Source organism: Leeuwenhoekiella sp. LLG6367-2.1 (genome assembly GCF_045055775.1).
GTDB lineage: Bacteria > Bacteroidota > Bacteroidia > Flavobacteriales > Flavobacteriaceae > Leeuwenhoekiella > Leeuwenhoekiella aequorea.
The window spans coordinates 1,457,787-1,482,611 of record NZ_CP159331.1 but is presented as its reverse complement, the minus strand read 5'-3'; the positions used below and the strand labels follow the sequence as shown (position 1 = coordinate 1,482,611).

The following is a 24,825-nucleotide window of genomic DNA, read 5'->3' as shown; positions in this document are numbered from 1 at the left end:
ATGCTCGCTTTTGGCTTAAAGCAGTAGAGCTCTATCAACATAAATCTGCGTCAAGAACAAAGATCCATTTTTAAGTCTCTAACAACTTAATAAACATTTAGTGTACCATTTGTTTAAAAACTACAACTGAAGGATTGGAGCCGCTTAAATCACGTCTAAACACTAACTGTTATCTTATTTGTAGAACATAACTATAGAAGTTGTACAAATCACTTTATTGCTAGTAAAAGAAGTCTCAATAGCAATAATTCCCATAGGCGAAGATGGGAGAGAGGTTGTGGTGTTTTTTCTAAAAATGAACTTTAAGCTACTTGAATATTACTTATTAATATTCAAATAAATAGTAGTTTCAGGTTTTAATGAATGTGAAGAATTTAAATAGATCTTTTTATTTTCATATAAAGCTTCAACCAGGTAATAACTCCCTTTATAAAAGCTTTTTAAAACGCTTGCAATTATTGGTGTTTTCGTTTCAGAAAGTTCAAGTTGGTGGGGCATTAGGATTGCCTCCTTACCCGCTATAGTTAGCCTGCTTATATCTCCAAAAAACGAAGCTACATAGTTGTTTTTTGGGTTAGTATATAAATCTTCAGGCGATGCAGATTGTATAAATGTACCGTTTCGCATCATTTTAATCTCATCAGAAAATGATAATGCTTCTTCGCTGTCGTGTGTTGCGGTTATACATGTTATATCTTCTTTTTTTAAATATGCATATAAATTCCGTCGTAAGGCATTTCTTCTAAAATTATCAATGTGGCTAAAGGGCTCGTCAAGCAATAATAACTCTGGCTCTTTTGCAATAGCACGAGCTAATGCAACACGTTGTTTCTGCCCGCCACTTAATAACTTTACGTGAGTGTTTGCATAATCTGTCATATCTACTACTTCAAGAAGTTCGTCTATGCGTTCTTGTCGTTGTTGCATAAATCGCCTGGAAAGGTGCTTACCTATATTTTCGGCTACAGAAATAAATGGCATTAAATCAAAATCCTGAGCGAGGTATTTAATAAATGGTTCGCCGGGAACAAGATTAAAATCGGGGCCTAGTAATTTTTTATCCTCCCAAAATATCGTTCCGTTAGTAACCTGAAGCAAACCATATATTGCTTTAAGTAGCGTACTCTTACCGCAACCACTCTCGCCTAATATTGAAATATGAAGCCCTTTCTCAACTTCAAAATTTATGTTTTTTAAAACAGGCTCTTCAGCATAAGCGAAACTATGTATGTTAACTCTAAGCATATATTAATATAAGAAGACCTCATCGATTTACAAAAAAGATGAGGTCTGATAAGATTATTACTTGTTATTTTATCCTTTTACTTTTTCTCTGGTTTTTTCAGGAAGCACATCAAAACCCATATTGTAAAGAGTAAATGCAAATATATCTGCAGTTTGTTCTATTTGTTTGCTTACAGGAGTGCCAGCGCCGTGACCTGCATCTGTTTCTATACGTATTAGAACAGGAGCGCTACCAGCTTGTTTTTCTTGTAATTCTGCGGCAAATTTAAAGCTATGAGCAGGGACTACGCGATCATCGTGATCACCGGTTGTTACTAAGGTTGCAGGATATTTTGTACCTGCTTTCACATTGTGAACAGGAGAGTACCCTTTAATGTATTCAAACATTTCTTTACTGTCATCAGAAGTACCATAATCATACGCCCAGCCTGCGCCGGCTGTAAATGTGTGATAGCGTAACATATCCATTACGCCTACTGCAGGCAAAGCTACTTTCATTAAGTCTGGTCGTTGAGTCATTGTTGCTCCCACTAGCAAACCGCCATTAGAACCACCACGTATTGCCAGGAAATCGCTTGAGGTATAGTTGTTTGAGATTAAATATTCTGCAGCAGCAATAAAGTCATCAAATACATTCTGCTTTTTCATTTTTATACCTCCATCGTGCCATTCCTTTCCGTACTCGCCACCTCCGCGAAGATTAGGAACTGCATAGACACCACCCATTTCCATCCATATTGCATTAGTGATGCTAAAAGAAGGGGTAAGTGATATATTAAACCCGCCATATGCATACAGGATAGTAGGATTTTTACCATCTAATTTTATTCCTTTTTTATAGGTTATGATCATTGGAACTTTCGTCCCATCCTTTGAAGAATAGAATACTTGTTTACTTTCATAATTATCCGGATTAAATTTGATATCTGGCTTTCTGAAAAGTTCTGATTTACCATTTGAAATAGATAATTTGTAAATACTTCCTGGAGTTGTATAATTTGTAAAGCTGTAATACAATTCTTTTTCATCTTTCTTAGCACCAAAACCACTTGCCGACCCAATACCTGGAAGTTCTAGTTCCCGCACAAGATTCCCTTCGTAATCGTACTGTTTGACTTGTGAAACAGCATCTACCATATATTCAGCAAAAAAGTAGCCGCCTGCTGTAGATGGAGAGAGTACATGTTTTGTTTCAGGAATTAAATCTACCCAATTATCCGGAGTTGGATTTGCAGCGTCGACTGTAACAATTTTTTGATTTGGAGCATCCTTATCTGTTACTAAAAATAATTTTGAACCTACATTTTCTATTATTGACGTATTGGTATCATCGCTATCAAGTATTGTAACAAATTCACTATTTGGTTTTGAAAGATCTTTAATAAATAATTTGTTACCCGAAGTTGCGTTACTAGCACTGATGATAAGATATTTATTATCTTCTGTTGTTCCTGCACCAATATAACGATGTTTTTGAGTAGTTGAACCTCCAAAAATTAATTGATCTTCTTTTTGTGCTGAATTAAGTTTATGATAATAAACTTTATGTTGATCTGTTTTTGCTGAAAGTTCGCTTCCCTTTGGTTTATCGTAACTAGAGTAATAAAAACCTTCATTACCTTTCCAGGAGATACCGCTAAACTTGATATCTACTAGTGTGTCTTCTGTTATTTTTTTAGTTTCAGCATCCATTACTAAAACTTTGCGCCAGTCGCTTCCGCCTTCAGAAATACTATATGCCGCAAGTTTTCCGTCTTTTGTAAAACTCAATCCTCCAAGTGAAACTGTCCCATCCTCAGAAAATTTATTGGGATCTAAAAAGACCTCGGCAGAACTAGGGTCAGCATCATTTTTATATCGATAAATAACATACTGATTTTGTAAACCGTTGTTTTTATAGAAGTAGGTGTAATCTCCTTCTTTGAAAGGAGCGCCTATTTTTTCATAATTCCAGATATTCTCGAGTTTCTTTTTAATCTCTTCTTTAAACGGAATTTTATTCAAATATCCATAAGTAGCTTCATTTTCTGATTTTACCCAAGTTTCTGTTTCTGGGCTTCTATCATCTTCTAACCAGCGATACGGATCAGGAACTTCTGTACCAAAATAGGTGTCTACGGTATCAACTTTTTTTGTGGTAGGATAGGTCACTGCCATATCTGATGATTTTTCTTTTTTTGTTTCACAAGCACTTATAAGTAGAGCTATAGCGCCTAAATATGCTAATTTTTTCATTTGAGAGATATTGAAGTCTTTCAAATATACCTATAAAAAAACCTCCTAATCTCGGTGATTAGGAGGTTTTAACTATTTGTTAAGAGATTGGACTACAGTAATCCTTGTGCAGATAAATACTCTGCAATCTGAACAGCATTAGTCGCTGCCCCTTTGCGTAAATTATCTGCGACAACCCACATATTCAATGTATTTTCTTGAGAGAAATCACGTCGTATGCGACCTACAAACACATCATCTTTACCGTGAGCATAAATAGGCATAGGATATGTATTTGTATCCGGATTATCCTGAACTGTAACACCATCTTGTGCTTGTAAAAGTTTACGAACGTCAGCTAAATCGAATTCATTCTCAAACTGAACGTTAATAGCTTCAGAGTGTCCGCCTACTACAGGGATACGCACTGCAGTTGCCGTAACTGCGATACTACGATCTCCTAAGATCTTCTGAGTCTCGTTAACAAGTTTCATCTCTTCCTTAGTATATCCATTTTCTGTGAAAACGTCACAAGCAGGAATAGCATTGCGATGTATAGGATAGTTATAAGCCATTTCTCCCTTCTCATCATTATATTCATTCTCTAATTGCTGAACTGCTTTTACGCCAGTACCAGTAATAGATTGATAAGTTGAAATTACAAGACGCTTTACTTTGTATTTTTTATGAAGTGGCGCTAATGACAATACCATTTGTATAGTAGAGCAATTAGGATTTGCTATAATTTTGTCTTGAGCAGTTAATTCTGAAGCATTGATTTCTGGAACAATTAGTTTTTTATCAGGGTCCATTCTCCATGCAGATGAGTTGTCTACGACTGTCGTACCTACTTCGGCAAATTTAGGAGCAAATTTAAGAGAGGTATCTCCACCTGCAGAGAAAATTGCAATTTCCGGGCGAGCAGCTATAGCATCTTCCATAGAGCTAATTGTATACTCTTTACCTTTATAGGAAACTGTTTTTCCTACAGAGCGCTCACTGGCTACCGGTATTAATTCAGTTATTGGAAAATTACGTTCTGCTAAAACTTGTAACATTACTTGGCCTACCATTCCGGTGGCACCTACAACAGCTACTTTCATATCTTTTATCTTAACTATTCTTAATCTCCATATTTAAGGAGATGTTGATTAAATACAAACAATTACAATTTGTGTACTACTTTAATTGTCAAAAATAACAACAACTTTTATCAAAGTCGTCAATCTAATATAAAATGAACACATTTGTTTAAAAAGTGACATTTTATATAAATTATACACATTATGTATATTATATAACAAAAAAGAACCCCCGGTGTTTACCGAGGGTTTAGTTAAAAATAAATCTGCAGTGCAGCGGTCTGTACTTATGTACATTTATTTTTATAGACGAATTATTTTTTTCTTAATTCGTCTCGTATTTCAATTAGTAACTCCTCCTGTGATGGTCCTTTTGGAGCAGCAGGAGCGGCAGCTTCCTCTTTCTTCTTAGTTTTTTCATAGCCTTTTAACAGCCAGAAGATTACAAAGCCGACAATGATAAAGTCTATGATTGCTTGTAAAAAATTACCATAAGTTAAAATTGCTCCCCCAGCCTCAACTGCGGCTTCAACGGTTTCATATTCACCGCCATCGAGAGAAAAGAACAGGTTATTAACATTCTTACCGCCCATAATTACACCTATTACGGGCATAATAACGTCTTTTACTAATGAGCCAACAATTTTATTAAATGCTCCACCAATGATTACTGCTGTAGCAAGAGCTACAATGTCACCTTTCATTAAAAAGGCTTTAAAATCTTTTAAAAATGCCATCTTGATTTTGATTAGGTTAATGTCAAACTAGTGCTAATATAGGGAAAATTAGAATTGAAAACCCAACTTTCACTAGTCTAACCCAATTACACGGCGCGGTACGCGTTGAGAAATGGATGTTATTAATTCATAAGGAATACTTTTAATACGTGCTGAAAGTGCAACTGCAGATGCCTCTTTGCCAAATACAATTACTTCATCACCTTCTTCACAATCGATTTTGGTTACATTCACCATTATCATATCCATACAAACATTGCCAATTATAGGAGCCTTTTTACCATTTATCATTACATATCCTTTGCCCTTGCCATAAGCTCTTGAAATGCCATCTGCGTGACCAATAGGTAGAGTTGCAGTACGTTCTTTTTTTGCAGCCGTATGAGCTCGATTATATCCTACAGTTTCACCAATAGAAATTTCGTGAATTTGCGAGATAACCGTTTTTAGGGTAGCCACCGGTTTTAATTTTAGATCTTCTTCCTGCGTGTTGCCATAGCCGTAAAGACCTATACCCGTGCGTACCATATCAAACTGAGCTTGTGGATAATTAATTATCGCAGATGTGTTACTTTGATGCAGTAGTGGTGAATATCCTAGACCTTGAATCATTTTTGAAGCATTTTTTTCAAATGTTTCAATCTGACTAAGCGTAAATGTTTTTTCGTTAGGATCTTCACTAGCAACTAAATGAGAGAACAACGATTTAACCTTTATAGCTTTAGTCTTGGTAATGTATTTAAGAATTTCATCTTCATTAACATCTTTAAAACCAAGTCGATTTAAGCCAGTATTAAATTTAATATGAATAGGGTACTGTTTTTTATTCTTTGATTCTGTAGTTTCAATGAATGATTTTAGAACACGCATGCTATACATACTGGGCTCAAGATCATACGAGATAATGGTATCAAAGTTTTCGATTTGTGGGTGCAAGACAAGGATAGGAGTCTTAATACCTCCTTCTCGTAATGCCACACCTTCAGAAGCATAAGCAACGGCAAAATAATTTATACCTTTCTCCTCTAATTTTTTTGCTACAGCAACAGATTCGCTTCCATAGGCATATGCCTTAACAACTGCAAGAATCATTACATTAGGCGCTACTTTATCTCTGAGATAATCATAATTATGACTCAAAGCATTGAGGTCTACTTCTAGAACAGTTTGTGGCATTTATTCTTTTTTGATTTTATTTTTGAGTTCTTCAGGATCATTAACCTCAATAGTTTTAAGGCGTTCCCTTAACATCGCTTTGTAATAAGCGCCTCTGCTTAGCGGTTCATATTCTTCAGTTTCACCTAGGAGCACTAGATCATCACTAGAGGCTTTTCGGTAACTATATTGTGCTAGATTTCCTGTACGTGTACAAACGGCGTGTACTTTTGTGACATATTCTGCAGTAGCCATTAATGCCGGCATAGGACCAAAAGGATTTCCTTTAAAATCCATATCCAGTCCCGCAACAATTACCCGTATTCCCCGATTTGCAAGGTCATTACATACCTTTACAATCTCATCATCAAAAAATTGTGCTTCATCTATACCCACTACATCACAACTATCTGCGAGAATAGGAATATTTGCAGCAGCAGGCACCGGGGTAGAGCGTATTTCATTAGCATCATGAGAAATCACTAACTCATCATCATAACGCGTATCTATAGCAGGTTTGAAAATTTCAACCTTCTGTTTTGCAAACTGGGCACGCTTCAATCGTCTAATTAGCTCTTCTGTTTTACCAGAAAACATAGAGCCGCAGATGACTTCTATCCACCCAAATTGCTCCTTGTGATTTACAGTATTTTCGAGAAACATTTTGTACTTTTCAACCTCTTAAAGGGCAACAGTGCTATTTTTTGAGGGCTGAGCAAATTTATTAAAAAGACCAGCAATAAACAGAGCAAACAAAAAACTTATGAAGAAGAAATTAAAATCTGACTTGGTTAGCCTGGCACATAAGATTTTAAAAATGGATTCTAATAGCGACTACGAGACATTAAAACTTGAGGCGCTTAAGATTTATGAGGCATTATCAATAATGGCTTATGTGGAGTCCCATTTTGATGGTGCGCAGCCAACTATAGGTAAGCGTGAGATAATTGAAGCACTTGAACAGGAGGATACAGCGGTGCTGGAGGAAAGCATTCAGGAAGTACAGGAAATTCAACAGGCTCCTCAATTTGATTTTGAGTCTAAGAAAGAAGAGACCGATGTAGATCGTATTGCGCGAATTGCAGCGTCTAATACAGAGGTTTATGAACGCTTAAGAAAAGCTGAGGTCGACGAGACTTCAAAATATGCTAAATCTTCTGAAAACCAACAAGAAGAAAAAATTAATCAGGCTTCTCTTTACGAGCCCGTAATGGAAAAGATAAAAGATATTGTTGCGCAAATGCCCTCTGAAGCTGATGCTATTGATGATATGTTTCAGAAGATTACACAAGAGCCAAAGTATGTAAAAAATGATCGTGATGAGATAGGAGAGTATGGTCGTATCCCAGAATTTGAAGAGAAAGAGGCTATAAAAGAAGAAGCAAAACCAAAAAAGCTTAATGATCGAGGTACGGGAGGTCTAACTTTTGGACTTAACGATAGAATTGCATTTATCAAACATTTGTTTAACGGTAATTCTTCAGATTATAATAGAGTACTATCTCAGCTTAATACAGCGCGTTCTAAAGAGGAAGCGTTCAACCTTATTAATACGATGATCAAACCAGACTATAATTCTTGGGAAGGTAAAGAGGTTTATGAAAACCGATTTATGGAATTAGTAGGACGTAAATTTGATTAGAAAGGCAGTGCACTATGGCCAAACTTTATTTAGTTCCCACTCCTATAGGTAATCTTGATGATATGACCTTTAGAGCAATTAAGGTCCTGCAAGAGGCAGATCTTATTTTAGCTGAAGATACGCGTACCAGTGGGAAACTGCTAAAACATTTTGAAATCACTACTCAGATGCATTCGCATCATATGCATAATGAACACAAAACGGTAGAAAATATAGTAGAACGCATACAAGGTGGTCAAACCATAGCACTTATAAGCGATGCAGGAACGCCTGCAATTTCTGATCCCGGATTTTTATTAACGCGGGCTTGTGTAGATGCGGGCATAGAGGTAGATTGTTTACCAGGAGCTACAGCATTTGTGCCTGCTCTTGTAAATAGCGGTATGCCTAATGATAAATTTGTTTTTGAAGGATTTTTACCGGTAAAAAAAGGAAGACAGACCCGTTTTAAGATTTTAGCTGAAGAAGAGCGTACTATCATATTGTATGAGAGTCCGCATAAGCTTTTAAAGACTTTGGCACATCTAGTAGAATTTTTTGGCGCTTCGCGGAAGGTATCTGTTTCCAGAGAAATCTCTAAACTACATGAAGAAACAATCCGTGGTACCGCTGAAGAGGTTCTCAATCACTTTGAGACTAAGCCTCCTAAAGGCGAACTTGTCGTAGTAGTCGCAGGAAAGCCAAAGGATTAGTAAGTATTTAAATTTTAATGAGCGCCCTCAACTTATTGCACTTCTATTCTAAATTGAGGATATTCATTAGCGTCATGGCTTTAAAAACATCTAACATTTAGTAAAGTAATGCACTCAAATTTGTAACTTCCTTGCCAATCTTTATGGTATAACCTTTTGTATAACAGTTTTTTATGAATCAAATTCTTGTACCTATATGTTTATTTTTAACTACTTTAGGTTTTAGTCAGGGAGTTTCATTTCAACGGGTTAATGAATTTTATCTACATGGAGACAGCCAAGTTATAGGCAACAATATTCTAAGCAGTGATCCAAAAATTCCATATAATCGACCTCGAGGAATAAACGATCAAACCGAAATGGTATATGTGGATATTGATAATGATCCAGATACTTTTAGTTCAAGCAGTGCAAATCTGAGTATTCCGGCAAAGAGTAAAATAAAATATGCAGGTTTATACTGGGCTGCAACTTATCCCGGAGCAGTGGGTAAACAAAAAAGCAGAGGGGGTCGTATTTTTTATGACCTAAAGAAAAAGAGAGATCGAGTCTTTGATCTTGTACAATTAAAAATTCCCGGTTCAAAAGAATATACACAAATACAAGGTGAGTTAGTTTATGACGGTATGATTGATGCTAACATAGATTTAAAAAACGCAGCTCCTTATGTATGTTATAGTGATGTAACAAAACTACTTGCAGAAAGCAGTACCGTTTCAGGATCTTATACTTTAGCTAACGTGACTGCCTTAGAAGGAGAGATGTATGGAGGTAGTTCTGCCGGGTGGATGCTCTATGTCATTTATGAAGATGAGAAAGCACCCTTACAATACTTAACAAGCTATAGCGGTTTTAGATATATAGGTACAGAAAAAACTGAAGAATTAGAATTTAAAAACTTTAGAGCTTTATCAAACGGAGCTGTCAAAACATCATTAACGCTAGCCGGCTTAGAAGGAGATTTGGCTCTTTCAAAAGATATTGCTTCTATTTATAGTGCTAAGCAGCAGCAGTATATTCCTCTTAAAAGTAAGGTGCGTTTGGCGACAAATTTTTTCAACAGTAGCATTACAAGAGGGGATAAGAAGTACTTAGACAGGGTACCTAATAGTGAAAATACTCTAGGATTTGACCTGGCACATATTAAGATTTCTAACCCTAATAATGATGTGATTCGCAATGATGCGACAAGTGTAAAGCTTCAATTTAAAACTGAAGAAGACCGGCTATTTGTGTTTTTTAGTGCTTTTCAGACGGAAATAAGCACTTCATTTTATCAAAATGTCATAATAGAAGGTAAGCCCGATACCATTAATGAGGAGCAGAAGAAAATAGAAAGTAATCCTTCCGAAGAAATTAAAATAGAGAATACTATTCTGAAGGAAAGAAGTGATGATTTGAAAGACATGATAAATGCAGAATCGATTGCAATACCTGATTTAGAAAGTGGGTATTATGTTATAAATCATGTTTTTGCAAGAAGTGTAAATGCAGACAAATGGGCTCAAAAGATGAGAGAACAAGGTTATTCTCCTCGTCAGTTTATAAGATCATCAAATAATTATCATTACATATATCTGGATTTTGATACAGACCCCGATGTTTTATATAAACGACTTACCACTTTCAGAACTAATAAAGACCTTAAAAAGGCTTGGATGCTTAAAATAAATTTAGATTAATGCGCTGGACTTTAAAACCCACACCCAATACGATCACAACAACTGCATTAGCAGAACAGCTTAATATTCCTACTAAAATCGCAACATTACTTGTACAGCGAGGTATTGATACATACGATAAGGCTAGACAATTTTTTAGACCCTCATTAGAAGATCTCCACAATCCATTTCTTATGAAAGATATGGATAAAGCTGTATCACGAATTAATACAGCATTCGAACGTGAAGAGAACATCCTGGTGTATGGAGATTATGATGTTGATGGTACTACTAGCGTGGCTTTAATGAGTAGTTATTTGCTAAGTCATTATTCTCAGGTGGCTACCTACATTCCCGATCGTTATGCAGAAGGTTATGGTGTTTCTTATAAGAGTATAGATTATGCTCATGATAATGATATAACCTTAATAATTGCTTTGGATTGTGGTATAAAAGCGATTGATAAAATAGCATATGCAAAAAAATTAGGAATTGATTTTATTGTTTGTGATCATCACAGACCGGGATCAGAGCTTCCCGATGCTGTTGCAGTTTTAGATCCAAAAAGACCAGACTGCAATTACCCTTATGATGAATTATGCGGATGCGGAGTAGGATTTAAACTCATACAAGCTTTAGAACAAGTAAAAGGGCTACCTGTAAAAACGCTAATACCCTATCTCGATCTTGTGGCTACGGCTATAGGAGCAGATATAGTACCTATTACCGGAGAGAATCGGGTACTTGCATTCTACGGGCTCGAAGTTATTAATACGCTACCGCGCACGGGTATTAGAGCGCTTATTCAAAATATAAAAAAGGATGTCTTGACAATTACAGATGTCGTTTTTATTATAGCACCCCGTATAAATGCGGCAGGTCGAATAAAGCATGGATTACACGCTGTGGAATTATTAACAGAGCAAGATGAGGTATTGGCGCAGGAAATGGCTGCAAGTATAGAAAGTTTTAATGCAGAGCGAAAAGATCTCGATAAACTAATAACTGTTGAAGCATTAGAACAAATTAAATTTAATAAGGAAGAAGAGCGTAAAACCTCAGTAGTATATCAAGAAAACTGGCATAAAGGGGTAATAGGAATCGTCGCATCAAGGTTAATTGAAACCTATTATCGACCTACATTAGTGTTTACCAGAAGCGGGGAGAAACTTGCAGCAAGTGCACGATCTGTTAAAGGATTTGATGTTTATGAAGCTCTGGAAGCATGTCGTGATCATATAGAGCAATTTGGTGGACATAAATATGCAGCAGGGCTTACCTTGAACGAAACGCAGTATGAGGGCTTTAAAAATAAGTTTGAAGAAGTAGTTTCTTCCAGTATTGATGACCGATTATTAATCCCAGAAATCTTAATTGATTCGACATTAGAATTAGATGAAATCACCCCTAAGTTTTATAGAATATTAAGGCAATTTGCGCCTTTTGGTCCTGGTAATATGGCACCGGTATTTATGACAAAAAATCTTATCGACACGGGTTATGGTAAATGTGTAGGGGCTAGTGAAGACCATTTAAAATGCACGGTTACCCAAAAGAAAAGCGCTGTTCAAATAGGGGCTATAGGTTTCAATCTGGGAGATAAATGTAGCTTAATAACAAACAAAAAAACATTTAGTGCTGCATATTCATTAGATCTAAATGAATGGAACGGGAATGTAAGTATTCAATTAAAATTAAAAGATATTCAAGAATAATCAATTCTATTTAGATTAATTCTAAACAAGGTTTTATATTTGTGTAAAATCAGGTTTATGAAAAACATCAATATCATTTATCGCAATCACTCAGGAATATCCTTTTATTGGAAATCTGCTAACGATGACATGCTTAAAGCTCAAGTAGTTTTTAGAGATACGGGTTTTTACTTTACTGTAGACCAACTTAAAACTTTTGCGTTTCAAACTCAAGTAGCAAAAACCCAATATACGTGTAACGATTGTCCTAATCCTAAAGACTGCAGGTCTTTGCTTTTAAAAACACCTTCAGATTGTATAGATCTTGCAGTAAGTAAGCAAGAACTGGATGATATGCAGGACCTTTTAGATCAAACTATCCTTAGAATGGAAGCGCAGTCTTATATGCAAACAGCTCTTAATTAGAATACTCTTTTAATGTAAAGCTGGTGCCATCAAAAACACCATAGGTATAATGAATTATCCAATCGCCAAGATTGTGGTATGATGAATTCTCGCCTACCTTAATATGCATTGGTAAATGCCTGTGACCAAATATGAAATAATCGTAGTGTGCAGTTTCTAATTTGCGCTTAGCATAAGCAGCTAACCACTCTTTATCCTCACCTAAGAAAATATGATCATCATCTCCACTAATCAATTTATTTTTTACAGATAAATATTGAGCTATACGCACGCCAATATCTGGGTGAACCCATCTAAAAAGCCATTGAAAAACACCTGATTTAAATACTTTTTTCATCCGTTTGTACCCTTTGTCACCAGGCCCTAAACCATCGCCGTGACCTATAAAGAAACGCTTTTGATTAAACTCAAATACCTGAGGATTGTGATAAACGGGAATATCTAATTCGGTTTTAAAGTAATCTTGCATCCACAGATCGTGATTTCCTACAAAAAAATATATAGGGATACCTTTATCTCTAAGATCGGCTAGTTTTCCTAAAGCTCTTACAAAACCTTTAGGAACCACTGTTTTATATTCAAACCAAAAGTCAAAAAGATCTCCCAGTAAAAAAATAGCTGCCGCATCCTTCTCGATTTCATTTAACCACGCTACAAATTTTAGTTCGCGAGGTTTGCTGGCTTCTGCTGTGGGAGCACCCAGATGATTATCACTAGAGAAGTAAACTTTTTTTCCTTCGGGTATTATAGTTTGCAAAACAGGTTGCTTCATACCTTAAATTTAGGCTAATAACGGCGCTATAGTTAGTTATTCTTTATTGTCTGAGGCATACCACTCTGCAAAACTACTGTCTGTTTCCTGAAGCTTTAAAGAAAAGAGGGTAATGTTACTGGGTAAGTGTTTTTTAATTTTTTCGGCAAAATCAATGACCATCATTTCGCTAGTAGGCTGATAGTCTACCAAAAGTACATTATGCCCGCGGTCTGAAAGTTCTTTTGCAAGTTCTACGTGTGGTGTATTCTTATTAAAAACAGTTGCGTGGTCAAAAACATCAACAATCTCAGCTTTGACAATTTTCTTTAAATCACCAAAATCGATAACCATCCCAAACTTTACATTGTCGCTTTGAGAAATGGGAGTTCCTATAACTGTAACCGATAATTTATAGCTATGACCGTGAACGTTTCTGCATTTACCATCATAACCATACAGTGCATGACCGGTTTCAAACGAAAACTGTTTTGTGATACGTATGTTACTCATCCTTACTTTTTAAACTTTCTTACTAATACAACGACGATAAGTGCAATTGCAAAAATCACATAAATACCTGTTCCGCTTAAGAACTCTAAAACTTCCATTTATTATAGTATTAAAGCGGTAAAAATACTAAAGTAATTGACCGAAGCCTAAATTTTAATAGGAAGAAAAAAACACGTTTATTTTAATATATTTTATACGTTATTTGCCGCCATGGAAACACAGCTTTTTGAACAATTGCAATTTACAGAAAATACTGTTTATGAGAATCTTATAACAGAGATCTTGGAGAACAGTTATAGTATTATTGATGATTTTTTTGATGCTTCAGAAATTGAAGAACTTCGGGATTCGTTGAAGGATATTTACGAAGCAGATTGCTTTAAGAAGGCCGCAATAGGGGATAAGTTTAATGAAGAGGTAGATAAAACCATACGCGGTGATTTTATTTTATGGATAAATGAAGCAGAAGGAAGAGCTGTAGAACGACGATTTTTTAATAAAATTAATAATCTGGTAGATTACTTAAACCGCACTTGTTTTTTAGGAATTTTACAAAAAGAGTTTCATTATGCTGTATATCCCACCGGTACATTTTACAAGAGACATTTAGATACTTTTCAAAATGATGATCGTCGTAAATTATCGATGGTGTGTTATTTAAATGATGATTCTTGGGTAGCGACGAATGGGGGAGAACTCACACTTTATTTACCTTCTGAAAATGGAGAGACAGCCTTAGATATTATTCCGAAACCAGGTCGTATGGTTATTTTTGAAAGCCAAGTCTTAGAACATGAAGTAAAACCAGTCTTAGCTTCCGAGCGTTTAAGTATTACCGGCTGGTTAAAGACACGCTAGCAGAACCGTAAATCTTTATAGGGGTCGTCTAAATATCGGAAGATACTTTTGGTTTAAATCGCTGTCTGAATTTCAAGATTAATGCGCCACTTCTAATGAGCATCCAGATGGTAAAGGCAATCCAAACAGCGTATAATTTGAGCCCAAAATAATCACCTATAAAAATGGCCGGAACAAAACCAAAAAAGGTAGCAGCCATTAGCACGTTGCGTAGATATTTCATTTCACCCATTCCTTTAAATATTCCATCAAAAATAAAGGCTACGGCATTTATTGGCTGCATTAATATGATGATAAAAAATAATGCTGTGAACCGGGTTATAACCTCTGGTTCTTTACTAAATAAGAGTCCGAGTGGTTCATAAAGTAATACAGAAACCAGCATTAAGCCACCAGAAATTATCAAGCCATACTTTGTGAGTTTCTTGCTTAATTCCCACAGGCTATTATAATCTTTTGCTCCTAGAAAACGGCCGGCTAGAATATTACCTGCAGCTGCATAACCGTCTATAAAAAATGCTGAAAAAAGCCAGATATTAATAAGAATTGTTTGGGCAGCTATATATGATGCGCCATAGTCTGTGGCAAATGAATTTGCAAGATATAGCGCCACATTAAGGGCTATAGTGCGTACAAAAAGATTGAGCGCCATGCCTACCAATCGCCATAACTCTGGATGAATAGGAAATTTTAATTTTAGACTTACATTAGTCTTTGTAAGTACAAGAATAAGTGATAAAACAGCCATAATTGCCTGCGCAATTAAACTTGCGTATGCAGCTCCTTCTAATTGTAAAGCGGGTATATATCCTTCAATCCCATAAACCAATGCAAAATCCAGAACAATATTTAATGCTGCCCCTATAAGAGCAACAACCATAGGCCAGAATGTATTTTGCAACCCTCTAAAAATACCAAAAATGGCAAACGTGAATAAGGTAAGTGGAAACCCCCACACTCTGATGGAATAGTATTGCACACAATAGTCGAGAATGAGTCCGCTGGCATTATATAAGGAGAATATCTGCTCTATAAAGGGTAGCGTAGTCGCTAAAAGTAAAACACTAAGTAATATATTAAAGTAGATTGCCTGGGCAGGAAGTGTACTTATTTCTGAAATTTTATCAGCACCATAATATTGAGCAATTATCGCCTGCAGTGCACTTCGGGTTTGACCTAGCACCCATATTAAAGCAGATAGAAAAGAACCTACAATACCTACTGCGGCAAGTACTTCAGTTGCATTAACAGGAATATTCCCTACGACTGCTGCATCTGTTGCAGATAATATAGGCTCTGCAATACCAGCTAATAATGCTGGGATTGCTAAGCGATTGACATTTTTAAAAGAAAGCGTATTAGATTTTGACATTTATTGCTGCTTACAGCGAAAATACATTTCTAAATGCAATTCTTATAAAACGAGTTCGTAGCAATGAAAAGGGAATTCACTTTGTTTTGGAAAAAAGATGTCTCCAAGTTTATGATAGCCACGTTTAGTATAAAAATCATTATTTCGTAGATTTTTACTAAAGGTGTCTAGTCGTACTGAAACATAATTATTTTTTTCAGCAAAACTTTCCGCATAAAGCATAAGCTGCTGCGCGATGCCTTTACCCTGAAAATCGGGTTGTACGGCCAGCCTGTGAATGTAGATACTTTTAGCATCTCCGGGAGTAAGCCACTCAACCTGCTCGTAGATGTCATCTTTTAAATTAGAAATCACAATTGTACCTATTATTTTTTCACCTTGAGCAAATACAAAGAGTTCGTTACGTTTTATATCGTCTTCAAAAGCCGCGCGTGAAGGATATGTATCATTCCACTGAAATATATTTTTCTGTATCATTGCTTCTGCACAAGCTCTTGTGAGATTGAGTATAGCATCGATTTCCTGAGTTTCTGCTTTGCGAATCATATTGTCATAATGTTCATTGAAAGTAATCGTTGTTAAGCTTCCCTCCAAATGGAATACGGTCTTACGATGTCATCTTTATGAGGTTTTATGGACTACTTGAATTGCAATTACTTGTTTAATAGACTGCTAGGTGTGATTTGATAAAAAATTTTTATAAAGACATTTTATTTATATTTACGATCTCAAAAATGGGGATGTAGCTCAGTTGGCTAGAGTGCTTGACTGGCAGTCAAGAGGTCGTGGGTTCGAATCCCATCTTCTCCACAAGGGTTTTCAGAGCTTTTATCTGGAAACCCTTTTTATTTGCACGCAATTTGAAAATTTAAAGTTTTTGACACATTTGACGGATTGTTCATTAAAAAAATCAAGCTTATTCTATTAGAAAAGATGACTCCCAATTTTGATGTAGTGGGACATACTTCTGTATAATATATTTCGTCACGGCTTTTAGAGTTTTCCCATTTATCGGATGCACTCCTGGGGCAGTATAGTATTCAATCGTTCCTTCGTTAGTTTTATAATACCAGATAAGGGGTTTGTCAGTTTCTTCAGCAAAAAAAGGAGTAGCCATATTCACTTTAACACGCTTAAAGTTTTTTAGTCGTGTGTCTTCATAAGGTTCTATCGGTGTACCGAACTTAGAATAGGGTTTTTCGGAACAGGAAATTTCTTCATAGCTAGCCCCATTCCATGTCATACAGGCTCCAGATTTTGTATTGTTTAAATCTATACTGTTGTAATTCATATGTGCAGCGATAGCCATACAAATTATAACTAGGGCAGCAATGACCAAAAATTGCAATTTCTTTTTAGATGCCGGTTTTGCTGTTTCAGTAGGCTTTGATATATCTAATGTAGAATCTTGAGGACGTGTGGTTTTAACTGATTTTTTTGAGACATAATCAGCATAATCTTGATATCCCAAATAAATACAGAATTCATCAATACTATCTGAATTTGGAGCATAATCTAGATCTCGGGTTTTGGTTATGAATTTATTATGGGTTCGTTCAAGAGTTTTATAACTCAACCTGGATTCTAATTCAATCTGTTTGGATAAAGCATGTTTGCTATGTGAAGCCGATTTTGTTTTGGCTTTTTCGAATACTTCTTCAACAATTTTTTTAGTTAATCGTTCATCCATCTTATCAAAAATACAAATAATATGTAGACAACTTTTAGACAAACCCAATGTGAACCCTTGTTTTTACGGGGTGTCCATTTGCTGTCTAAAAACTGTCTATTGTCTGTCTGCAACTACTCTTTCATCTTCCCTTTACTTTGTCCCAGAGAATACTTGCTGCTATGTGTTGCTAACATAGCTTTTCTAGAACAAGCATTCTTACGGAAATCTATAATGCAGTGGCTCAAGCCAATTTGGAAAGTAGCTTAAGGCTGCTGCGTAAGATTTCCACTTTCCAAAAAAAACAACAGGAGTACTCCAAAACTCAATGGTGGCTGTAAAGCAAAAAGCTGGTGAAATCCCAGACGGCCACCTCTTTGTTTAATTCCAAATTTTAAAAAGATGAAAAAAATTATAATAGCCATATTTATTGTGGCCTTAAACGGGGTGGTTACCTCTTGCAGTGCAGACGCTTATGAAGAAAGTTTAATTAATGGAACTCAGGCCACTGAGGGAGATGATGAACAAATAACACCTCCACCTCCGCCTCCTGAAGGTATGGGAGATTAAATGAGTTTGAGTCTTAATAAATAGGAGCTGTACCATAAGGTATAGCTCTTTTTGTAGTAGTTTAGCTAAAAACTTTTTTGAAGAAAACGCTACTCTTACTCACTTATATTCTACTGATCTCTTGCACAGGAAAGCAGAGAAGTTTGCAAAGTACACCAACCACTCGTATAGACAGTACACTTAAATATTTTGAAGAATCGAAAAATGAGGATTTAGCTTTAAACGCACAATACGAATTAACAGAAAAGGCGTTTAAATTAATCAGTACTATTCCATCTGATACTTTATTACTGAAAATTTTATATCAAAAAAACTGGTTGCATCTTTCGTTAGGACAATATGATAGTCTTATCAAGTATGATAAAGTTTTGAGCCGAATACCTAAGCAGTTTCAAAATGAGTTAGTATTAGCCAAGCAAAACTACTTAATGGGATATTACTACGAAATAATAGCAGAAATACCCGATAGTGCTTTTGTACGTTACAATCGCTCTAAGACTTATTATCAACGAGAGAAAGATAGTAGTTGGATTGGAAAAAATTTGTTGAATATGGCTAATATTCAGCAAGCTCAAAGTGATTTTTTTGGAAGTAAAGAAACCTTAACTGAAGCTTTGCAATATTTTGGAGAAAAGAGTAAAAATGAAACAGCTTCTGCATTCAGTACTTTAGGAACAAACCATCGTAAACTCTTTAATTATAAAGATGCTGAAACATACTTTTTAAAAGCTATAGCTTTGACTGAAAGTGAAGAGAATGGGTTAAGCATTAAAAATAACTTAGCAGTAACTTATATAGATAATGGAGAATTTTTTAGAGCAGCCAAACTCTTAAATGAAATATTAGAGAGTTCCTCATTAAAAATAGAAAGTTCTCAACACGCTCGTGTCTTAGATAATTTGGCATACGCAAACTGGTTATCTAACAAACCAATTAAAAAAGATTCTTTTTTAAAGCCATTATACTTGCGTAAACAAGCAGGTGATAAGCGTGGCTTGCTTTCTAGCTATACACATCTAGGCGAGTTTTACAGCAAGATAGAACCGCAACGGGCTGCCCGTTATTTTGACTCCGTAATTCAACTTTCAAAAACGATTAGAGTTCCCAGGGCAGAAAAAGATGCCATGAAACACCTGATGCAGTTGTTTCCAGATCGTGTAGAAATACACAACCGCTACATCTTTTTACAAGACAGTCTCTACAAGCAAGAGCTTAAAGTAAAAACTCAGTTTGCCAAATACAAATATGATGATCAAATAAAACAGGAATCGATACTAAGGCTAGAAAAAGAAAATGCGGAAGCCGAGCTAGAAGCTATTCAAGAACGCAATATGAGATATTGGTTTCTTGGAGGAACAGTTTTCTTAGCCTCTGTGTTGGCAATTGGTTATTATTCAAATAGACAACGCGTTAAACGCTTAAAAGCCCAAAACCGAGCAGATCGTGTTGAGGCTTCTTACGCTACAGAAGCGGCTCTATCACAACGTTTACACGATGATTTTGGGGCAGGTTTACATCACTTGATGCTATTGGTGCAGAGTAAAGCTGATCCTGAAAAAATACTCGACGAGCTTGATGAGCTCTATCAACAAAGTCGGGATTTTTCGCGCGAAATCAATGCCGTCGATACCGGTGCAAATTTTAAGGAGGTCCTTTATGCTATGCTGAATTCTCAAAAACCAGAAGAAACACAGCTGCTTATTGTGGGTGGTAAAGATATACCCTGGCAATCCCTGAGCAATGTGACCAAAATAACTCTTTATAAAGTCTTACGGGAGTTGTTTATCAATATGAGTAAACACAGCAAAGCTAAACTTGTTATCTTAAACCTCAAGCAACAGGCAAAAAAACTTGAAATTCGATACTCAGACAATGGTATAGGGGTTGATACTTCTACAGGAATTGAGAAAAATGGGCTTTTCATTACTGAAAAGCGTATTGAAGCCATAGGAGGAAGCATTAGTTTTGAATCTAAACAAGGCAATGGTTTTAAGGCTATGATTATGATTCCTAAATAAAAAAGTTTTTCAATATGTTTAATAAAGTACTATAGGAGAAGATTTACAAGGTAAAAAAAACATTGTTTCATCTCTCATTTCAATTAACGCGCTCTCCAAATTTTAAGAAGATTTCATAATGAGATTTTGTTGCAATCAGACCTTTTAATTGCATTATTCCCATACGGTGCAAACGTTCAATTTTCTTTGGCCAAAATGGTATTCAATCTATTTATTACTGATTTTTCTTTAAAAAAATCACATTCTACGAAAGCTACTTTCCGGGATAGCATAGATAGATAAAGCCAGAAAGCTGTAGGCTGGTTTTAAAAGTCATTGTGAATTCGATAGAAGAAAATCCTTTTGAGATAGTGTCATAACTGGAAAAGAAAATGGATCCGCATAACTCTGCACAGAAAGGCGATACATTTAAGTTCTCGTCTTTTATTTAAATTTCCTTCCTCTAGATTTATTAAGTTTTCGTGTCGATTTCACAGTCTGGTAACTACACACATCCTAAAAATTAATTTTCAGCGTAACAAGTTCTGTTATTTTTGTTTGCGTTTGTCTTTGATATCAGACAAATGGATTCCTTTTTCATCATCAAACTTTTCAGATTTTGGACTACCAATTATTTGAGCAGCATAAACACCAGAGTGGCCAGAGAATAAATAAGCGGTACTACACGCTAATGCAATAAAAACTCCAGACTCTATACCAAAAAGTTCAATTCCCATAATTGTACAAGCGATAGGTGTATTTGTAGCGCCTGCAAAAACAGCTACAAATCCCATACCTGCTAATAAATCCATAGGTAAAGGCACAAACCAAATTAGTGCATTCCCCAGAGTTGCTCCTATATAAAATAAAGGAGTCACCTCGCCTCCTTTAAAACCGGCACCCAGCGTGAATGAGGTAAATAATAGTTTTATTAAAAAATCGTAGGAGTTCATTGATATATTAAACGAATCTACAATTGTAGGTACACCTAAACCTATATATTTTGTTGTACCAATTGCATATACTGCGATTGCAATTACGACTCCGCCAATAACGGGTCGAAGGGGAGGATATTTGAGGTGTTTTTTAAATAAATCACTCCAGAAGTGTGTAGATTTTGAAAACAACATACTCACCAAACCAAAAATTACTCCTGCTAACAGTGCCCAAAGTAAGTTTTGGGGATTCATTTCTACGATAGAATCTATATGATAATGAGTGTGTGTAACATTCCAAATCTTACAAAAATAATCTGCAAGAATTGCCGCTAAAAAACTGGGGACAATTGCGTCGAGACGAATTCTGCCAAGAATCAGAACTTCTAAAGCAAAAATTCCTCCTGCGAGTGGTGTTCCAAAAACAGAAGCAAAACCTGCGCTTATACCTGCTATAAGTAAAATTTTACGATCTCGATTTGAGAGTTTTAGAATCTTAGTAAATTGGTCTGCTATGGCTCCTCCAATTTGAACTGCGGTTCCTTCCCGCCCGGCAGATCCGCCAAATAGGTGAGTAGCTAGAGTTCCGAAGAGAACTAAAGGAGCCATTCTAAAGGGAATAATTTTTTTTGGCGTATGAAATTCTTCAAGAAGTAAGTTATTTCCTTTTACTACACTATTACCGTATAAGTGATAGGATAAACCAACAATAAATCCTGCCACGGGTAGCAATGCTATAATCCAAAAGTGAGACTCTCTATAAGCAGTCACCCAATCAAGACTAACGAGAAAAAAGGCAGAAACACTACCTGCGATTGCTCCTAAAAATGTACAAATAATGAGCCATTTGAAGAGGTAAAGCAGTGCTGGAATTTGTTCTATTTTAGATAGATAGAGCTTTAGCTTGTTGTTATCCATAAAATTATACCATATCGAATTACTTTTTCTAGCAATTCGAAATAACGACAGCTTTTGATGAAATGAAAAGAGCTTATGCCGTTTTGTTTAGGCGCAAATATACTAGAATAACTAAACTCTATAGTAATACTAAGGTTATCCTCTGGACTATAAATTTTTATTTCTTTTGATCAAAGAGTATTTTGACGTGAGGTTTATTGATCTCTATTATTGTGAATACACCAAGCAGGATGCCTAGAATACCAGAAAGGCAAGATAATATGGCTACTACAAGTACAAAAGTATAGTTACGAGCTTGGCCAATATATTTAGCTGCCAATAACGAAAGTATACCTACAATCAAACAAATCAAAAAACCTATTCCAAGAACAATTGCCAGTATACTTTGGACACCTATATCTGCAGAAGGAATGCTATTTGTTTCGCTGGTATAACTGTAGATAAAAATCAAATAACCTAATAGAATCAAGGATCCCAGTAATGTAAGTACACCCTTAATTATATATAAAATTCTGAAAGTGTTGAGATTGTTTGACTGCAGTTCCATAATTATCTGTTTTAGGTATAGGTAGTTATAATATACTAATTGTTACAAAATGCTATAAACTACAAAACCCCAGAACTCGATCTGGGGTTTTATAATTGATGTTTTAAAAAATTAAAAATTATTCCTGAGTCGGTTCCCAAATATCATTTTCAAAATTTACATCAGTAATTATTTTCTCTGGATCAAGCTCAACTTTACTTAACTTTTTTGTGCTATTCAGCATATAATTCCATGAATTACCGCGCTGCCAGATTTCTACAGGAAGCGTTATCAACTCGGTAGTGTTATCATCAAAAGTCACCTCCATCTTTACAGGCATAGGGACTTCACCTTTATTTACAATAGTTATGATATAATTACCCTCTTTCTCACTAACTGTGTCAATAGCTAAATCAATATTACCCGTACCATAGAACCAGCTTTTCCAAAACCAGGCTAGATTTTCACCAGCGACATTTTCTATATGGTTAAAAAAGTCTCTGGGTTGTGGATGTTTGTAAGCCCAAGTTTTGATATACGATTTAAATGCATTGTCAAAGCGCTCTGGTCCTAAGATGTATTCACGAAGCATAAATAATCCCTGTGCAGGTTTGTAATACGCTGTCATCCCAAGGTTTCTTAGATTTGTCGCATCTGGATAGGTGTCTATACCTTCCCGATTAGGACTATTAAACCAGCCTACGGTATTGCGTACTTTGCTAAGATTTGCAGGATACTCTCCATTATTAAATTCTAGTGTGCTATAGTGGTTAATAAAAGTATTAAAACCTTCATCCATCCAGGCATAACGTCTTTCATTAGATCCTACAATCATGGGAAACCAGTTGTGACCAAATTCGTGATCTGTAACACCCCATAATCCAGCTCCTTTAGATTTCCAACTGCAAAAACTCAATCCGGGATATTCCATACCGCCTATTTCTGCAGCAACGTTTACAGCTGTTGGATACGGATATTCAAACCATTTATTAGAATAATTCTCTATAGAGTTTTTAGTATACTCTGTAGATCGTGACCACGCTTCTTCACCAGAACTTTCAATAGGATAAACAGACTGGGCAACAGCTTTATTTCCATTGGGTAAATTGATCTTTGCTGCATCCCAAATAAATGCTTTAGAAGATGCAAATGCTACATCACGGGTGTTTTTCATCTTAAAATGCCAAGTGAGTGTACCGTTTTGTTTAGCTCTTAATGACATATCATTAAGTTCTTCTGGCTTTATAATGTATACCGTCTCATCGCTATTCTTTGCTTGATCCATACGGTCGCGCATTTTAGAAGACATCACATCTTTAGGGTTTTGTAATTCACCTGAAGCTACAACGATATGGTCGAATGGAGCAGTAATTTTAAAATCATAATCTCCATAATCTAGGTAAAATTCGCCTGCGCCAAGATAAGGTTCTATATTCCAGCCTTCGATATCATCTAATACCGCCGCTCTGGGAAACCATTGTGCTAAGGCAAAGATGGTTCCGTTTTTTGTGTCTACACGTCCCATACGATCCATACCATCCTGAGGAATTTTATATTTAAAATTCATAGAGATCGTAGCTTCCCCACCTTTTGCAGCTAGAGGTTCTGCAAAAAATACTTGCATACGCGTATCTGTAATTATGTGTTTTGAGGAATTGCTGCGTTTTACTTTGGCGTTTAAATTTGAGAGCGTATAACCGCCATCTACATCTCCATTATAGCGATTACCAGCGATAGGGGTTGTGAGTGTTCCTCTAGAGTTTTCCGTAAAACGGTTTTGCTCCAGATGCATCCAGATGTAATCTAATGCTAACGGACTATTATTTGTGTAATGCAGCGTGACTTTACCCGTGATAGTTTGTGCTTGCTCATTAAGCGTAGCTTCGATAACATAATCGGTTTCATTTTGCCAATAATTCTCACCGGGCTCACCAGTGGCAGAACGAAACTCATTACCACTATGTTCAAGAAATTCGCTGAAAAGAGGTTGATTATAAACTTTAGTTTCCTGAGCATTAACTAAATTAAGTGTAGTCAGAGTTAGTGTTGCAAAAGCAAGTTTTTTGCTGAAATTATTCATTTACTAAAAAAGTTTGATTGAGTTTTAAATGTAATTCTATTTTATCAAATAGTATCTGTAGTGTTGATAGCCAATCTTTAATTAATAG

The 24,825-nt window shown here is 35.9% G+C and carries 22 protein-coding genes and 1 tRNA gene; 9 read left to right on the top strand and 14 right to left on the bottom strand.

Features of this window, described 5'->3' with window-relative positions; all coding sequences use genetic code 11:
• Nucleotides 1-318: 318 nt before the first annotated feature.
• From ABVM53_RS06740 to ABVM53_RS06715, 6 genes are all read right to left on the bottom strand, one after another.
• A complete protein-coding gene (locus tag ABVM53_RS06740) occupies nt 319-1,245 on the bottom strand; it encodes an ABC transporter ATP-binding protein (RefSeq protein ID WP_405330645.1) in 927 nt (308 codons plus the stop codon).
• Between the two features lie 69 nt (nt 1,246-1,314).
• On the bottom strand, nt 1,315-3,480 hold the full coding sequence (locus ABVM53_RS06735) for a prolyl oligopeptidase family protein (protein WP_405330643.1): 2,166 nt from the start codon (nt 3,478-3,480) through the stop codon (nt 1,315-1,317).
• A 92-nt stretch (nt 3,481-3,572) separates the two neighbouring features.
• On the bottom strand, nt 3,573-4,562 hold the full coding sequence (locus ABVM53_RS06730) for an aspartate-semialdehyde dehydrogenase (RefSeq protein ID WP_128756028.1): 990 nt from the start codon (nt 4,560-4,562) through the stop codon (nt 3,573-3,575).
• A 293-nt stretch (nt 4,563-4,855) separates the two neighbouring features.
• Complete coding sequence (gene mscL, locus ABVM53_RS06725; RefSeq protein WP_371455530.1) at nt 4,856-5,278, bottom strand: large conductance mechanosensitive channel protein MscL; 423 nt, start codon at nt 5,276-5,278, stop codon at nt 4,856-4,858.
• A 72-nt stretch (nt 5,279-5,350) separates the two neighbouring features.
• A complete protein-coding gene (gene alr / locus ABVM53_RS06720) occupies nt 5,351-6,454 on the bottom strand; it encodes an alanine racemase (RefSeq protein ID WP_405330640.1) in 1,104 nt (367 codons plus the stop codon).
• Nucleotides 6,455-7,096: a thymidine kinase gene (locus ABVM53_RS06715; protein WP_371455532.1), complete on the bottom strand. Its 642-nt coding sequence runs from the start codon at nt 7,094-7,096 to the stop codon at nt 6,455-6,457. It abuts the gene before it with no gap.
• Nucleotides 7,097-7,196: 100 nt separating this feature from the next.
• On the opposite strand from ABVM53_RS06715, the gene ABVM53_RS06710 reads away from it, so the two are divergent.
• The 5 genes from ABVM53_RS06710 (at nt 7,197) to ABVM53_RS06690 (ending at nt 12,548) form a co-directional block, all read left to right on the top strand.
• Nucleotides 7,197-8,075: a hypothetical protein gene (locus ABVM53_RS06710; RefSeq protein WP_405330638.1), complete on the top strand. Its 879-nt coding sequence runs from the start codon at nt 7,197-7,199 to the stop codon at nt 8,073-8,075.
• 14 nt (nt 8,076-8,089) lie between these two features.
• Nucleotides 8,090-8,767 (top strand): 16S rRNA (cytidine(1402)-2'-O)-methyltransferase, encoded by a 678-nt coding sequence (gene rsmI / locus ABVM53_RS06705; protein WP_405330636.1) that lies wholly within the window; start codon nt 8,090-8,092, stop codon nt 8,765-8,767.
• 173 nt (nt 8,768-8,940) lie between these two features.
• Nucleotides 8,941-10,449, top strand: a complete 1,509-nt coding sequence (locus ABVM53_RS06700; protein WP_405330634.1) for a hypothetical protein — start codon at nt 8,941-8,943, stop codon at nt 10,447-10,449.
• Nucleotides 10,449-12,143, top strand: a complete 1,695-nt coding sequence (gene recJ, locus ABVM53_RS06695) for a single-stranded-DNA-specific exonuclease RecJ (protein ID WP_405330632.1) — start codon at nt 10,449-10,451, stop codon at nt 12,141-12,143. The genes ABVM53_RS06700 and recJ overlap by 1 nt, the downstream gene beginning before the upstream one ends.
• A gap of 57 nt (nt 12,144-12,200) precedes the next feature.
• Nucleotides 12,201-12,548 carry a hypothetical protein gene (locus ABVM53_RS06690; protein ID WP_405330630.1) on the top strand — a complete coding sequence of 116 codons (348 nt, stop codon included), beginning with the start codon at nt 12,201-12,203 and terminating at the stop codon, nt 12,546-12,548.
• On the opposite strand, the gene ABVM53_RS06685 is transcribed toward ABVM53_RS06690, so the two are convergent.
• Nucleotides 12,541-13,320 carry a UDP-2,3-diacylglucosamine diphosphatase gene (locus ABVM53_RS06685; protein WP_405330628.1) on the bottom strand — a complete coding sequence of 260 codons (780 nt, stop codon included), beginning with the start codon at nt 13,318-13,320 and terminating at the stop codon, nt 12,541-12,543. The genes ABVM53_RS06690 and ABVM53_RS06685 overlap by 8 nt on opposite strands.
• A 36-nt stretch (nt 13,321-13,356) precedes the next feature.
• On the bottom strand, nt 13,357-13,812 hold the full coding sequence (locus tag ABVM53_RS06680; RefSeq protein ID WP_128756018.1) for a 6-carboxytetrahydropterin synthase: 456 nt from the start codon (nt 13,810-13,812) through the stop codon (nt 13,357-13,359).
• 210 nt (nt 13,813-14,022) lie between these two features.
• Between ABVM53_RS06680 and ABVM53_RS06675 the strand changes: the two genes are divergently transcribed.
• Entirely contained in the window at nt 14,023-14,670 is a 648-nt protein-coding gene (locus ABVM53_RS06675; RefSeq protein ID WP_405330625.1) for a 2OG-Fe(II) oxygenase, read from the top strand.
• 28 nt (nt 14,671-14,698) lie between these two features.
• Here ABVM53_RS06675 and ABVM53_RS06670 read toward each other — a convergent pair whose 3' ends face one another.
• Nucleotides 14,699-16,042 carry an MATE family efflux transporter gene (locus ABVM53_RS06670; RefSeq protein WP_405330623.1) on the bottom strand — a complete coding sequence of 448 codons (1,344 nt, stop codon included), beginning with the start codon at nt 16,040-16,042 and terminating at the stop codon, nt 14,699-14,701.
• Nucleotides 16,043-16,084: 42 nt separating this feature from the next.
• A complete protein-coding gene (locus ABVM53_RS06665; RefSeq protein WP_405330621.1) occupies nt 16,085-16,588 on the bottom strand; it encodes a GNAT family N-acetyltransferase in 504 nt (167 codons plus the stop codon).
• Nucleotides 16,589-16,778: 190 nt separating this feature from the next.
• On the opposite strand from ABVM53_RS06665, the gene ABVM53_RS06660 reads away from it, so the two are divergent.
• A tRNA-Ala gene (locus ABVM53_RS06660) sits at nt 16,779-16,852 on the top strand.
• A gap of 106 nt (nt 16,853-16,958) precedes the next feature.
• Here ABVM53_RS06660 and ABVM53_RS06655 read toward each other — a convergent pair.
• Nucleotides 16,959-17,732, bottom strand: coding sequence for a hypothetical protein (locus ABVM53_RS06655; RefSeq protein ID WP_405330619.1), 774 nt, complete (start codon nt 17,730-17,732; stop codon nt 16,959-16,961).
• Nucleotides 17,733-18,113: 381 nt separating this feature from the next.
• Here ABVM53_RS06655 and ABVM53_RS06650 point away from each other — a divergent pair, with 381 nt between their 5' ends.
• On the top strand, nt 18,114-18,281 hold the full coding sequence (locus ABVM53_RS06650; RefSeq protein ID WP_371455543.1) for a hypothetical protein: 168 nt from the start codon (nt 18,114-18,116) through the stop codon (nt 18,279-18,281).
• Between the two features lie 143 nt (nt 18,282-18,424).
• A complete protein-coding gene (locus tag ABVM53_RS06645) occupies nt 18,425-20,299 on the top strand; it encodes a tetratricopeptide repeat protein (protein WP_405330617.1) in 1,875 nt (624 codons plus the stop codon).
• A gap of 527 nt (nt 20,300-20,826) precedes the next feature.
• Here the strand turns inward: ABVM53_RS06645 and ABVM53_RS06640 are convergent.
• The 3 genes from ABVM53_RS06640 to ABVM53_RS06630 form a co-directional block, all read right to left on the bottom strand.
• Nucleotides 20,827-22,131, bottom strand: a complete 1,305-nt coding sequence (locus tag ABVM53_RS06640; protein ID WP_405330615.1) for a voltage-gated chloride channel family protein — start codon at nt 22,129-22,131, stop codon at nt 20,827-20,829.
• A gap of 157 nt (nt 22,132-22,288) precedes the next feature.
• Nucleotides 22,289-22,678, bottom strand: coding sequence for a hypothetical protein (locus ABVM53_RS06635; protein WP_405330613.1), 390 nt, complete (start codon nt 22,676-22,678; stop codon nt 22,289-22,291).
• 118 nt (nt 22,679-22,796) lie between these two features.
• Nucleotides 22,797-24,737 carry a M1 family metallopeptidase gene (locus ABVM53_RS06630; RefSeq protein ID WP_405330611.1) on the bottom strand — a complete coding sequence of 647 codons (1,941 nt, stop codon included), beginning with the start codon at nt 24,735-24,737 and terminating at the stop codon, nt 22,797-22,799.
• Nucleotides 24,738-24,825 lie beyond the last annotated feature (88 nt).

Coding starts and splice junctions, on each gene's coding strand:
- ABVM53_RS06740 (WP_405330645.1), bottom strand. CDS start 1,245: ATGCTTAGAGTTAACATACATAGTTTCGCTTATGCTGAAGAGCCTGTT.
- ABVM53_RS06735 (WP_405330643.1), bottom strand. CDS start 3,480: ATGAAAAAATTAGCATATTTAGGCGCTATAGCTCTACTTATAAGTGCT.
- ABVM53_RS06730 (WP_128756028.1), bottom strand. CDS start 4,562: ATGAAAGTAGCTGTTGTAGGTGCCACCGGAATGGTAGGCCAAGTAATG.
- mscL (WP_371455530.1), bottom strand. CDS start 5,278: ATGGCATTTTTAAAAGATTTTAAAGCCTTTTTAATGAAAGGTGACATT.
- alr (WP_405330640.1), bottom strand. CDS start 6,454: ATGCCACAAACTGTTCTAGAAGTAGACCTCAATGCTTTGAGTCATAAT.
- ABVM53_RS06715 (WP_371455532.1), bottom strand. CDS start 7,096: ATGTTTCTCGAAAATACTGTAAATCACAAGGAGCAATTTGGGTGGATA.
- ABVM53_RS06710 (WP_405330638.1), top strand. CDS start 7,197: ATGAAGAAGAAATTAAAATCTGACTTGGTTAGCCTGGCACATAAGATT.
- rsmI (WP_405330636.1), top strand. CDS start 8,090: ATGGCCAAACTTTATTTAGTTCCCACTCCTATAGGTAATCTTGATGAT.
- ABVM53_RS06700 (WP_405330634.1), top strand. CDS start 8,941: ATGAATCAAATTCTTGTACCTATATGTTTATTTTTAACTACTTTAGGT.
- recJ (WP_405330632.1), top strand. CDS start 10,449: ATGCGCTGGACTTTAAAACCCACACCCAATACGATCACAACAACTGCA.
- ABVM53_RS06690 (WP_405330630.1), top strand. CDS start 12,201: ATGAAAAACATCAATATCATTTATCGCAATCACTCAGGAATATCCTTT.
- ABVM53_RS06685 (WP_405330628.1), bottom strand. CDS start 13,320: ATGAAGCAACCTGTTTTGCAAACTATAATACCCGAAGGAAAAAAAGTT.
- ABVM53_RS06680 (WP_128756018.1), bottom strand. CDS start 13,812: ATGAGTAACATACGTATCACAAAACAGTTTTCGTTTGAAACCGGTCAT.
- ABVM53_RS06675 (WP_405330625.1), top strand. CDS start 14,023: ATGGAAACACAGCTTTTTGAACAATTGCAATTTACAGAAAATACTGTT.
- ABVM53_RS06670 (WP_405330623.1), bottom strand. CDS start 16,042: ATGTCAAAATCTAATACGCTTTCTTTTAAAAATGTCAATCGCTTAGCA.
- ABVM53_RS06665 (WP_405330621.1), bottom strand. CDS start 16,588: ATGATTCGCAAAGCAGAAACTCAGGAAATCGATGCTATACTCAATCTC.
- ABVM53_RS06655 (WP_405330619.1), bottom strand. CDS start 17,732: ATGGATGAACGATTAACTAAAAAAATTGTTGAAGAAGTATTCGAAAAA.
- ABVM53_RS06650 (WP_371455543.1), top strand. CDS start 18,114: ATGAAAAAAATTATAATAGCCATATTTATTGTGGCCTTAAACGGGGTG.
- ABVM53_RS06640 (WP_405330615.1), bottom strand. CDS start 22,131: ATGGATAACAACAAGCTAAAGCTCTATCTATCTAAAATAGAACAAATT.
- ABVM53_RS06635 (WP_405330613.1), bottom strand. CDS start 22,678: ATGGAACTGCAGTCAAACAATCTCAACACTTTCAGAATTTTATATATA.
- ABVM53_RS06630 (WP_405330611.1), bottom strand. CDS start 24,737: ATGAATAATTTCAGCAAAAAACTTGCTTTTGCAACACTAACTCTGACT.